We start from the raw sequence: 10,706 nt of genomic DNA on the forward strand, positions 1-10,706 counted from the left end.
GTGGCGGCCGGGCTCAGCTCGGCGAGCCGGTCGGCGACCAGCCCGGCGAGGCGGTCGCCGCCGCCGCGCCCGAGCGCGCCGCCGAGCACGACCAGGCCGGGGTCCAGGACCGCGACGAGGGCGAACACGCCCTCGGTGACCCGGTCCGCGAGCGCTTCGGTGTCCAGCTGCCCGGCGGACGCGACCTCGACCGCGTGGCAGAGGTCGCTGCCGCCGAAGCGCAGCATCCCCACCTCGCCCGCGCCGCCGGACGCGCCGCGCCGCAGCCGCCCGTCCAGCACGATCGCGGCGCCGACGCCGTCGTCCAGCCACAGCAGCGCGAAGTCGTCGTGGCCGGCGGCCGCGCCGTCGCGGTGCTCGGCGACGGCCGCGAGGTTGACCTCGTTCTCCACGACGACGCGCGCGGACGTCCGGTCCTGAAGGGCCCGGCGCAGGTCGGGGCGCCAGCCGGGCATGTCGCCGTCGGTCACCAGGCCGGTGCCCGGATGGATCAGGCCGGGGGTGCCGACGACGACGGCGTGCAGGGCGGTGCCGCCGGCGGCCTCGGCGACCGCCTCCGAGATCAGGCCGGGCAGGTCCGGGGCGTCGGGCAGCGGACGCGACGACGAGCCGGCCGGGTTCTCGGCGAGGTCCGCGACGGTGACGTGCACGGCGTCGCGCCGCAGGTCGACGCCGGCGACGTGGGCGCGGCCGGCGACCAGGCCGTAGAGCCGGGCGTTCGGGCCGCGCCGGTCGGCGCCGGTCTCCCCGGCCACCTCGATCAGCCCGTCCGCGCGGAGCCGCTCGACCAGGTCGGAGACCGTCGGCCGGGACAGCCCGGTCAGCGCGCGCAGCTGCGGGGCGGTCAGCGGGCCGCGTTCCAGCAGCAGGTCGAGGGCGAGCCGGTCGTTGATCGCGCGGGCCATCGTCGGGTCGGCGGTCTTCACGAGCCCCATGGTAGTGAGCGGGGCCGCCCGTGGCCCGCTTTTCATCAGGAAGGCTGCCTGTTAGTTTATCGGGCATGAGCCGTCCCCATCGCGCCATCGCCGCCGTCTTCGCCGTGCACGGCGCCGTCGCGGGCACCCTGGCGACCCGCATCCCCTGGATCCAGGACCGCCTCGGCCTCGGCGCCACCGTCCTCGGGCTCGCCCTGCTCTGCCCGTCCATCGGCGCGTTCGCGACGATGCCGACCGCGAGCCGGATCGCGCACCGCATCGGGGAGCGCACCGCCACCCGCCTGCTGATCGCGTACTGGGCGGCGGTCCTCGTGCTGCCCGCCCTGTCGCCCGCGCCCGGCTGGCTGTTCGCCGCGATGCTCCTGTACGGCATGGGCGCCGGCATGTCGGACGTGGTGATGAACGGGCACGCCGTGTCGGTGGAACGGCACCTGAAGAAGCCGATCATGTCGGGGCTGCACGGGCTGTGGGCCGTCGGGAGCCTCGTCGGCGGCGGCGTCGGCATCGTCGCCGCGCACGCCGGGGTGGACGCCCGGCTGCACCTCGGGGCGGTCGCGCTCGTCCTGCTCGCCGCGGGCGCCGCGGCGGGCCGCGGCCTCCTGCCCGACCGGGCGGACGCGGCGGACGCCCCGCCGCCGCGCCGGTTCGCGCTGCCGAACCGGGCGGTCGCGGCGATCGGCGTCGTCGGGTTCTGCGCGACGTTCGCCGAGGGCGCGAGCGCCGACTGGTCCGCCGTCTACCTCACCAAGGTCGCCGGCGCCGGGCCCGGGCTCGCCGCCGCCAGCTTCACGGTCTTCATGTCGTGCATGGCGGGGACGCGGCTCGCCGGGGACCGCCTCGTCCGCCGGTTCGGCCCCGCCGCGGTCGTCCGCTGCGGCGGGTCCGTCGCGGTGCTCGGCGGCGTCCTGGTGGTGGCGGCGCGGGACGCGGTGCCGGGCATCGCCGGCTTCGCGCTGATCGGCGCCGGCGTCGCGACCGTCGTGCCGCTGGTGTTCGCGGCGGCCGGCAACGCCGGGAACACGCCGGGCGAGGGCGTCGCGGGCGTCGCGACGATCACCTACCTGTCCGGGCTGACCGCGCCGGCGGTGACCGGCTGGGCGGCGGGCGCGCTGTCCTACCCGGCCGCGTTCGCGCTGATCACCTGCATCTGCGCGCCGACGGTCCTGCTGGCCGGCGCGCTGCGCCCGCGTCCCGCCCGGCTGCCCGAGTCGGCCGCGCCGCCCGTCCGGGAGCTACGCGCGTGAGAGGCGGGCGAGGGCCTCGGCGGCCGGCGACCCGGGCGTCGCGTAGTGCACCAGGACGCTCTGGTCCGGGTCGTTCTCGACGTTGATCTTCATGTAGCGGAGCGTGACCTCGCCGAGGTCCGGGTGCCGGAACCGCCGCTCGGACGGGGTGAACGGCGTGATGTCGTGCGACTCCCAGAACGCGCGGAACCGCGGGCTGGTCGCGGTCAGCCGCGCCACGAGCCGCTCGAAGCCGGGATTGCCGACCTGCCGCCCGGCCTCGTTGCGCAGCAGCGCCGTCAGCCAGCGGGCCTCGGCCTCCCAGTCGACGAACCGCTCGCGCATCCAGGCGCTGTGGAACATCAGCCAGACGACGTTGAGGTCCTCGCCGGACGGCCGCTCGGGCATGCTGCGCAGCAGCGCGTCCAGCGGGGCGTTCCAGGCCACGAGGTCGAAGCGGCGCGTCACCACGTGGGCGAGGTTCGGCTCGACCATCGCCAGCAGGTCGCGGACCTCGCGGGTCACCGTCGCCGGGCCCGGCGGCTCGGCGGCGGGCTCGCCGGCCAGCTCCAGCAGGTGCCGGTGCTCGGCGTCGCCGAGCCGCAGCGCCCGCGCGAGGCTGTCGAGGACCTGCCGCGACACCCCGTTGACGCGGCCCTGCTCCAGCCACGTGTACCAGGTGAGGCTGACGCCGGCGGCGGCCGCGACCTCCTCGCGCCGCAGCCCGGGCGTCCGGCGCCGCGGTCCGGGCACGATGCCCGCCTCCTGCGGCGTCACCCGGCCGCGCCGCGACCGCAGGAAGTCGCCGAGTTCCCGGCGGCGTGCGTCGGCGGTCGGTGCGGGCACGACCGGTCACCTCGCTTCGTGTATGCCTGTTAGCCGCGTTAATAGCGTTAACAGTAGTCTTGTCCGGCCCTGCCGGGGGACCCAGCATCGGTCCCATGAGCACTCGAACCGTACTGATCACCGGGGCGGCCGGCGGCGTCGGCGGCGCGGCCGTCCGCAGGCTCGCCGGGCTCGGCTGGGACGTGTACGCCGGGATCCGGCGGCCGTCCGACGCCGGCCGGCTGCCCGCCGGGGTCCACGCCCTGACCATCGACCTGATCGACGAGGAGACCGTCGAGGCCGCCGCCAAGGAGATCGCCGCCCGCACCGGCGGGCGGCTGGACGCGCTGGTCAACAACGCCGGCGTCATCGTCGAGGGCCCGGTCGAGCTGGTGCCGCTGGAGGACTGGCGGCGGCAGTTCGACGTCAACGTGGTCGGCCAGATCGCGATGGCCCAGGCGGTGCTGCCGATGCTGCGCGCCGCGAAGGGGCGGGTCGTCAACGTGGGCGCCGTGAGCTCCCGGATGAGCGGGCCCTCGTTCGGGCCGATCGCGGCGTCGAAGGCGGCGCTGGCGTCGGTCACCGAGGCGCTGCGGGTGGAGATGCGCCCGCTGGGGGTGAAGGTCAGCGTGATCGAGCCCGGCCTGCTGGACACCGAGATCTTCGACAAGTCCGGCGCCTCGCGGCGGGCGACCGGCTGGCGCGGCGACGCGGACGCCCAGCGCCTCTACGAGGGCGTCACCGCGAAGATGGGCGAGTTCGGCGCCCGCGCGAAACCGGGGCCGGTCGACTCCGCCGTGAAGGCGATCGTCAAGGCGCTGACGGCGCGCCGCCCGAAGGCGCGCTACCTGGTCGGCCGCGACGCCCGCATGATGGCGACCCTCGCCCGGCTCCCCGACCACACGAGGGACCGGCTGCTCCTCCGCACGGTCGGCATCAACGCCGCGACCTACCGCGCCTAGGCATGCGAAAGGCCGGGGACGGCGAGCCGTCCCCGGCCTGTTCACGCGTTGAGCGCGGGCCTTAGAGCGGGTAGACGCCCTCGGCCTGCGGGCCCTTCTGGCCCTGGGTGATCTCGAAGCCGACGCGCTGGTTCTCGTCGAGGCTGCGGTAGCCGTTCGTGGTGATCGCCGAGTAGTGGACGAACACGTCCGGGCCGCCGCCGTCGGGGGCGATGAACCCGAAGCCCTTTTCGGCGTTGAACCACTTCACGGTGCCTTCGGCCATGGTCTTTCTCCTCTGGGTGTGACCACCGGGCCGCCGGGCGGCGGACCGGGCTGCAAGCGGACTCATCTCACGTCCGCCGGTCACCCGGAGAAACGGAGAACGCCCGTCGTCTTGAACTTCTACGGGCGTTTCGTAGAGCAAACGTTCGAGACTGCCTGACTGGCCGCCGCGCCTGGCCGGTCGCGGCGACAGGATCGAACCTACCCCATGCGGGGCCGCCCCGAACCCCGACACACCTAAGTCAGATCATCCAGTGCCACGGCCGCGCGATGGCAGTCGTGGAACGTGCAGTAGAGCGGGACGGGCGCGAACCGCACGACGTCCGGTTCGCGGGCGTCGGCGACCACGCCGTGGACCCGCGCGAGCCGCCGGACCAGCCCCCCGGCGTCGGCCACCCGCAGCGACAGCTGGCTGCCGCGCGCCGCCGGGTCGTCCGGGGTGATCACCTGGACGCCGGGCAGCGGGGCGAGCCGCGCCGCGAGGTAGCCGGTGAGCCGCTCGCTGCGGGCGCGCAGCGCGTCCATCCCGACCCGGTCGAATATCTCCAGGGAGGCCAGCACCGGCGCCAGCGCGAGGATCGGCGGGTTGGACAGCTGCCAGGCGTCGGCGGACGCGGGCGGCGCGATGTCGGGGTCCATCCGGAACCGGACGGACGGCTCGGTCCCCCACCAGCCCGACAGCTTCGGCACCGACGGGTCGGCGACGTGCCGCTCGTGGACGAAGCAGCCGGCGACCGCGCCGGGCCCGCTGTTGAGGTACTTGTAGGTGCACCAGGCGGCGAAGTCGACGTCCCAGTCGTGCAGCCGCAGCGGGACGTTCCCGGCGGCGTGCGCCAGGTCCCAGCCGACGACGGCGCCGGCGGCGCGGCCCGCCTTGGTGATCGCGGCCATGTCCATGAGCTGGCCGGTCAGGTAGTTGACGCCGCCGAGCATCAGCAGCGCGACCGTGCCGCCCTCGCGTTCGAGGAACGCCAGGACGTCCTCGGTGCGCAGGGTGTCCTCGCCGGGCCGGGGGGTCAGCCGCACGACGGTGTCCGCCGGGTCGAGGCCGTGGTGGACCGCCTGGCTGGCGACCGCGTACGAGTCGGACGGGAACGCCGAGTCCTCGATGACGATGCGGGTGCGCGCCCCGGTCGGCCGGTAGAAGCTCGCCATCATCAGGTGGAGGTTGACCGTCAGCGAGTTCATCGCGACGACCTCGTGCGGCAGGGCGCCGACGAGGCGGGCGGCGGGCTCGCGGAGCAGCTCGTGGTAGTCCACCCACGGGCGGCGCGCCTGGGTGTGGCCCTCGACGGCGAGCCGGGCCCAGTCGTCGAGCTCCTCGCGCAGGCGGCCCGCGACGGCCTTCGGCTGGAGGCCGAGCGAGTTGCCGGCGAAGTACGCCGCCTCCGGGTACGCGCCGCCGGGCGCGGGCGGGACGAGGAACTCCTCGCGCAGCGAGGGCACCGGGTCGGTCTCGTCGAGCCGGAGCGCCTCGCGCTCCGCGGCCTCCTGTGCGGCGCTCACGACGCGCTCCCGGTGACGGCGGTGCCCGCGACGTCCGTACTGCCGACGTCCGCGGCCTCGGCGGAAGGGGCGGGAACGGCGGCCTCCGCCGGGGCGGCGGCCGCGAAGAACGCCTGCGCGTTGCCGCCGAGCAGCTTGGCGCGGTCGGCGTCGTCGAGGCCGGGGCACTCGCGGATCGTCGCGCCGGGGTCCTGCTCCCCGAGCGGGAACGGGTAGTCGGTGCCGAGCATGACGCGCTCGGCGCCCATCACATCGACCAGCAGCCGGAGCGCGCGCGGGTCGAACACCGCGGAGTCGACGAAGAACCGGTCGGTGTACTCCGACGGCGGGCGCGGCGAGTCGGCGCGGACGATGTCGCGCCGGTGCCAAGCGTTGTCGGCGCGGCCGAGCGTGAACGCGAAGCTGCCGCCGCCGTGGCAGAAGCACAGCCGCAGCGACGCGGGGATCCGCTCGAACGCGCCGGACAGCATCAGCGCGAGGATGCTCAGCTGCGTCTCGGCGGGCATGCCGGACAGCCACGGCAGCATGTGGCCCTGCATCCGGTCGGCGCCGAGCATGTCCCATGGATGCGCCAGCACGGGCAGGCCGATCCGCGCGCAGTGCGCGAGGAACTCGGTGATGCCGGGGTCGTCCAGGTTCCGGTCGCCGACGTGGTTGCCGATGTGCACGCCCCGGTGCCCGGCCGCCGCCGCCCGCGTCGCGACCTCGCAGGCCAGCGCCGGGTCCTGCAGCGGGACCTGGCACAGCGGCAGCAGCCGGTCGGGCGCGTCCGCGCAGTAGGCGAGGATGCGGTCGTTGACCAGGTCGCACCAGTCGGCGGCGCGGGACGGCTCGGCCGCGTACCCGAACATCAGCGGGGTGGACGAGACGGCCTGGACGTCGACGCCGGCGGCGTCCATGTCGGCCACCCGCCGCGCGGGGTCCCACAGCCCCTCCTCGACCGGGCGGTACTCCCGGTCGCCGCTCATCATCATGCCGGTGCCGTCGCCGTGGACGCGCAGCCACGGCTCGTCCCGGTCGGCGAGGGTGCGGCCCTCGGCGCGGCCGAGCCGGGGGAAGACATGGGCGTGGACGTCGATGACTGTCACTGGAGCTCCGTCGGACGGGAAGGGGTCAGGCGCGGGGCGCCGTCGTGGGGACCATGTGCGCGGGCCACTGCCGGCCCGGGTGGACGGCGCCGCAGTTCGGGCACTCGCGGTCGCCGCCGTAGAAGCCCTCGAAGGCGGGCGGCAGGTCGTCCACGATCGAGCGGACCTGCAGTTCGGCGCGGTGCACGAGGTGGTGGCACTCGGTGCAGTACCACTCGAACGCCTCCTTGAGCCCCTCCGGCCGCGGGATCTCCACCACGAGGCCGATCGAGCCCTCCTCGGGCCGCTGCGGGGAGTGCCGCACGTGCGGCGGCAGCAGGAACACGTCGCCCTCGTTGATCTGCAGGTCGGTGGGCGGCTTGCCCTCCTCCTCCATGACGCGCAGGACCATGTTGCCCTTGAGCTGGTAGAAGAACTCCTCGGTCGGGTCGTCGTGGAAGTCGGTGCGCTGGTTGGGGCCGCCGACCACCATCACGATCAGTCCGGCGTCGTCGAACACCTGGACGTTCCCGACCGGCGGCTTGAGCAGGTCGCGGTGCTCGTCGATCCACGCCTGGAAGTTGAACGGGCGTCCGAACGTCAGCTGCGGCAGGGTCATGCTCCGGCCTCCTCGCCGTTGCGTGGGATGTGGGCGATGCACGAGATCTCGATGAGCAGGTGCGGGTGGGGGAGCTGGTGGACCGCGACGGTGGTGCGGGCCGGGCCGGTCTCGTCGAAGTACTCGCCGTAGACCTCGTTGTAGCCGCCGAAGTCGTTCATGCTCACCAGGTAGGTGGTGACGCTGACGACGTCGGACAGCCCTCCCCCGGCGGCCTCCAGCAGGTCGGCGATGTTCTCGATGACGGCGCGGGTCTGCGCGCGGATGTCGAGGTCGGTGACGCCCATCGGGTCGGCGCTCGCGCCGACGAACGTGCCGTCGGGGCGCCGCGAGCTGGTGCCGGACACGAACACGAAGTCGCCGGCCCGCTTCACGTGCGGGAACCGCCCGCGCGGCTTCGCCTTGCCCTCGACGAGGATCGCGTCGCTCACCGGGTCGTCACCTCCGCGCTGCCGAGGCCGGCGCCGGTGACGCGGACGTGCGCGTCCTTCGGCAGCGGGACGGCGGCCGTCGCGGCGCCCGCCAGCACCACCCAGCCGGGTTCGAGGGGCGTTCCGGCGCCGAGCGCGAGCCGCGCGGCGGCGCGCAGCGACCGGGCGGGGTCGCCGAGGATCGCGGCGGACGACCCGGTCTGCACCGGCCGCCCGTCGATCTCCATCAGCAGCCCGACGTTGGACAGGTCGCGCGGCTCGTGCCAGGCGCCGAACCCGTAGAGGGCGGCGGAGGCGTTGTCCGCGATGACGTCCGGGAGGGTGAACTTGAAGTCCTCGTAGCGCGAGTCGAGGATCTCGAACCCGACGGCGACGCCGGCCACGGCCGACTCGACCTCGGCGACGGAGCGGACCTCGCGGCCGATCAGGTACACGATCTCCGGCTCGATCCGCGGGTGGATGAGGCCCGACAGGTCCGCCGACGCCCCGGCCTGCATCCGGTCGGTGAGCAGGCCCCAGATGACGTCGTCGACGCCCATCTGGACCATCTTCGCGCGGCTGGTGAAGCCCATCTTGACGCCGGAGAGCCGCTCCCCGCGCCGGATCCGGCGCTCGATCAACTCGCGCTGCACCGCGTACGCGGTCGGCACGTCGAACGGCGCGGCGTCGGTGAGCTTCGGGACCGCGCGGACGTCCCGGACGGCGCCGTCCAGCGTCGCGGCGAGCGCCTGCACGTCCACCATCAGGAGTCCTCCTTACCGAAGGCGACGCGGACGTCGCCGAGGCCGTCGATGCGGGCTTCGAACACGTCGCCGGGCGCAGCGGGCACGACCGGGCCGAGCGCGCCGGTCAGCACCGTGTCGCCGGCGCGCAGCGGCCGCCCGACGCGGACCAGCGTGTCGGCCAGCCACAGCGCGGCGTTCAGCGGATGGCCGAGGCACGCGGCGCCGGTGCCGCTGGACAGTTGCTCGCCGCGCCGCTCCAGCACCATGCCGCACAGCCGCAGGTCGGCGTCCTCCAGCCGGACGGGCCGGTTGCCGAGGGCGTACATGCCGGACGAGGCGTTGTCGGCGACGGTGTCGGCGAGCGTGATGTCCCAGTCGCGGATGCGGCTGCCGACGATCTCGATGGCCGGGAGCGCGAACGCGGTCGCGCGGATGAGGTCGGCGACGGTGTGCCGCTCGTGGGTGAGGTCGTGCTCCAGGACGAGCGCGATCTCCGCCTCGACGCGCGGCTGCAGGACGGCGCCGGCGGGGATCTCGTCGCCGTCCGGGACGGCCATGTCGGCGTACAGCATCCCGAAGTCGGGGCTGTCGACGCGCATCTGCTGCTGCACGGCGCGGGACGTCAGGCCGATCTTGCGGCCGGACAGCCGCCGCCCCTCCCCCAGCCACCTCTCGGTCATCCGGTCCTGGACGGCGTAGGCGTCGTCGGCCGTCGCGATGAGGTCGCGGACGGGCTCGCACGGGACGCCGGAGGCGTGGGCGCCGAGCAGCCTCTCGGCCGCCGCGCCGATCGCCTCGGCGTCCGCCGTGTTCTCGTTGGTCGGTTCGGTCACTGGCTCGCTCTCAGATCTGGATGCACACGTTGACGGGCTCGGAGAAGAAGTCCAGTGAGTACTCTCCCCCTTCGCGGCCGATCCCGGACGCCTTGACGCCGCCGAAGGGGGTGCGGAGGTCGCGCAGGTTCCAGCAGTTCACCCACACGATGCCGGTCTCGACCTTCGGCGCGACGCGGTGCGCCCTGGACAGGTCGCGGGTCCACACGGTGGAGGCGAGGCCGTAGGGGCTGTCGTTGGCGAGCCGGAGCGCCTCGTCCTCGGTGTCGAACGGCGCGACGTGGCAGACCGGTCCGAAGATCTCCTCGCGGACGGTGCGGGCCGTCTCGGGGAGCCCGGTGAGGACGGTGGGCTCGACGTGGAAGCCGCCGTCCCGGTCGTCGCCGAACGACGGCGCGCCGCCGCCCGCGACGACGGTGGCGCCCTCCTCGCGGGCGAGCCGGTAGTACGACAGGACCTTGTCGCGGTGCGCGGCGGAGATCATCGGCCCGTAGTCCGCGAGTTCCCGTGCGCGCGCTCCGAGCCGTTCGACGAACTCGTCGAAGACGGGGCGCTCGACGTAGACGCGCTCGGTGCACAGGCAGATCTGCCCGGAGTGGGTGAAGGACGAGCGGACCGTGCCCTCGACGGCGGCGTCGAGGTCGGCGTCGGCGAACACCAGCGCCGGGTTCTTGCCGCCGAGCTCGAACGAGACCGGCGTGACGTGGTCGGCGGCGTTGCGCATGATCGCCGAGCCGGTCGCGGACTCGCCGGTGAAGGCGATGGCGTCGACGCCCGGGTGCCCGGTGAGGAACTCGCCGGCCGCGCCGGGGCCGTGCCCGTGCACCAGGTTGAACGCGCCGGACGGCAGCCCCGCCTGGTCGACGACCCGGGCGAGCAGCGTCGCGGTGGACGGCGTCTCCTCCGACGGCTTGACGACGACCGCGTTCCCGGCGGCGAGCGCCGGCGCGACCTTCCAGGTCATCAGCAGCAGCGGCAGGTTCCACGGCGAGATGATCGCGACGACGCCGAGCGGGCGCCGCACCGTGTAGTTCAGGGCCTGCCCGCCGCCGGCGCTCCAGCCGGGGACCTGCGTGGTGTAGGCGCGCTCGGGGCGCCCGTAGAGCAGGTCGGCGTAGGCGCGGAAGTTGCCGATGGCGCGGGGCACGTCGACCGTCTCGGCGAACGCGCGTGGGCGGCCGGTGTCGGCGACCTCGGCGTCCACGAACTCGGCGAACCGCGCCTCGATCCCGTCCGCGATGCGGCGCAGCGCCGCGGCCCGCTCCTCGGCGCCGGCGGCGCCCCAGGGGCCGCGCAGCGCCGCGCGGGCCGCCGCG

The 10,706-nt window shown here is 74.6% G+C and carries 12 protein-coding genes; 2 read left to right on the forward strand and 10 right to left on the reverse strand.

Annotated elements, in window-relative coordinates:
* On the reverse strand, window positions 1-926 hold a 926-nt coding region (locus tag ABZ914_RS37735), incomplete at its 3' end, for an ROK family protein (protein WP_500199202.1).
* Between the two features lie 74 nt (window positions 927-1,000).
* On the opposite strand from ABZ914_RS37735, the gene ABZ914_RS37740 reads away from it, so the two are divergent.
* On the forward strand, window positions 1,001-2,179 hold the full coding sequence (locus ABZ914_RS37740; RefSeq protein ID WP_500199203.1) for an MFS transporter: 1,179 nt from the start codon (window positions 1,001-1,003) through the stop codon (window positions 2,177-2,179).
* Here ABZ914_RS37740 and ABZ914_RS37745 read toward each other — a convergent pair.
* Complete coding sequence (locus tag ABZ914_RS37745) at window positions 2,168-3,004, reverse strand: helix-turn-helix transcriptional regulator (protein WP_500199204.1); 837 nt, start codon at window positions 3,002-3,004, stop codon at window positions 2,168-2,170. The two genes, ABZ914_RS37740 and ABZ914_RS37745, sit on opposite strands and share 12 nt — an antisense overlap.
* Window positions 3,005-3,099: 95 nt before the next feature.
* Here ABZ914_RS37745 and ABZ914_RS37750 point away from each other — a divergent pair, with 95 nt between their 5' ends.
* Window positions 3,100-3,945 carry an SDR family NAD(P)-dependent oxidoreductase gene (locus ABZ914_RS37750; protein WP_500199206.1) on the forward strand — a complete coding sequence of 282 codons (846 nt, stop codon included), beginning with the start codon at window positions 3,100-3,102 and terminating at the stop codon, window positions 3,943-3,945.
* Window positions 3,946-4,006: 61 nt separating this feature from the next.
* Here ABZ914_RS37750 and ABZ914_RS37755 read toward each other — a convergent pair whose 3' ends face one another.
* From ABZ914_RS37755 to ABZ914_RS37790, 8 genes are all read right to left on the reverse strand, one after another.
* Window positions 4,007-4,210, reverse strand: coding sequence for a cold-shock protein (locus ABZ914_RS37755; RefSeq protein ID WP_067639228.1), 204 nt, complete (start codon window positions 4,208-4,210; stop codon window positions 4,007-4,009).
* 236 nt (window positions 4,211-4,446) lie between these two features.
* Entirely contained in the window at window positions 4,447-5,715 is a 1,269-nt protein-coding gene (kynU, locus tag ABZ914_RS37760) for a kynureninase (RefSeq protein ID WP_500199208.1), read from the reverse strand.
* Window positions 5,712-6,803, reverse strand: coding sequence for an amidohydrolase family protein (locus ABZ914_RS37765; protein WP_500199210.1), 1,092 nt, complete (start codon window positions 6,801-6,803; stop codon window positions 5,712-5,714). The genes kynU and ABZ914_RS37765 overlap by 4 nt, the downstream gene beginning before the upstream one ends.
* A 25-nt stretch (window positions 6,804-6,828) precedes the next feature.
* On the reverse strand, window positions 6,829-7,401 hold the full coding sequence (locus ABZ914_RS37770) for a 3-hydroxyanthranilate 3,4-dioxygenase (RefSeq protein ID WP_190856521.1): 573 nt from the start codon (window positions 7,399-7,401) through the stop codon (window positions 6,829-6,831).
* Window positions 7,398-7,832 (reverse strand): RidA family protein, encoded by a 435-nt coding sequence (locus ABZ914_RS37775; RefSeq protein ID WP_500199212.1) that lies wholly within the window; start codon window positions 7,830-7,832, stop codon window positions 7,398-7,400. The genes ABZ914_RS37770 and ABZ914_RS37775 overlap by 4 nt, the downstream gene beginning before the upstream one ends.
* The gene (locus ABZ914_RS37780; protein WP_500199214.1) at window positions 7,829-8,575 is read right to left on the reverse strand and encodes a 2-keto-4-pentenoate hydratase; all 747 of its coding nucleotides are present in this window, start codon (window positions 8,573-8,575) and stop codon (window positions 7,829-7,831) included. The genes ABZ914_RS37775 and ABZ914_RS37780 overlap by 4 nt, the downstream gene beginning before the upstream one ends.
* Window positions 8,575-9,390, reverse strand: a complete 816-nt coding sequence (locus ABZ914_RS37785; RefSeq protein ID WP_500199215.1) for a 2-keto-4-pentenoate hydratase — start codon at window positions 9,388-9,390, stop codon at window positions 8,575-8,577. Before ABZ914_RS37785 ends, ABZ914_RS37780 begins: the two co-directional genes overlap by 1 nt.
* 10 nt (window positions 9,391-9,400) lie before the next feature.
* Window positions 9,401-10,706, reverse strand: a 1,306-nt coding sequence (locus ABZ914_RS37790) for a 2-hydroxymuconic semialdehyde dehydrogenase (protein ID WP_500199216.1), incomplete at its 5' end; no start/stop codon positions are given.

Origin of the sequence: Spirillospora sp. NPDC046719, assembly GCF_040645715.1 — a bacterium.
Lineage (GTDB): Bacteria > Actinomycetota > Actinomycetes > Streptosporangiales > Streptosporangiaceae > Spirillospora.

Excerpts from the sequence above, each read along its gene's own strand:
- ABZ914_RS37780 (WP_500199214.1), bottom strand. The coding sequence starts at position 8,575 with ATGGTGGACGTGCAGGCGCTCGCCGCGACGCTGGACGGCGCCGTCCGG.
- ABZ914_RS37750 (WP_500199206.1), top strand. The coding sequence starts at position 3,100 with ATGAGCACTCGAACCGTACTGATCACCGGGGCGGCCGGCGGCGTCGGC.
- ABZ914_RS37755 (WP_067639228.1), bottom strand. The coding sequence starts at position 4,210 with ATGGCCGAAGGCACCGTGAAGTGGTTCAACGCCGAAAAGGGCTTCGGG.
- ABZ914_RS37740 (WP_500199203.1), top strand. The coding sequence starts at position 1,001 with ATGAGCCGTCCCCATCGCGCCATCGCCGCCGTCTTCGCCGTGCACGGC.
- ABZ914_RS37770 (WP_190856521.1), bottom strand. The coding sequence starts at position 7,401 with ATGACCCTGCCGCAGCTGACGTTCGGACGCCCGTTCAACTTCCAGGCG.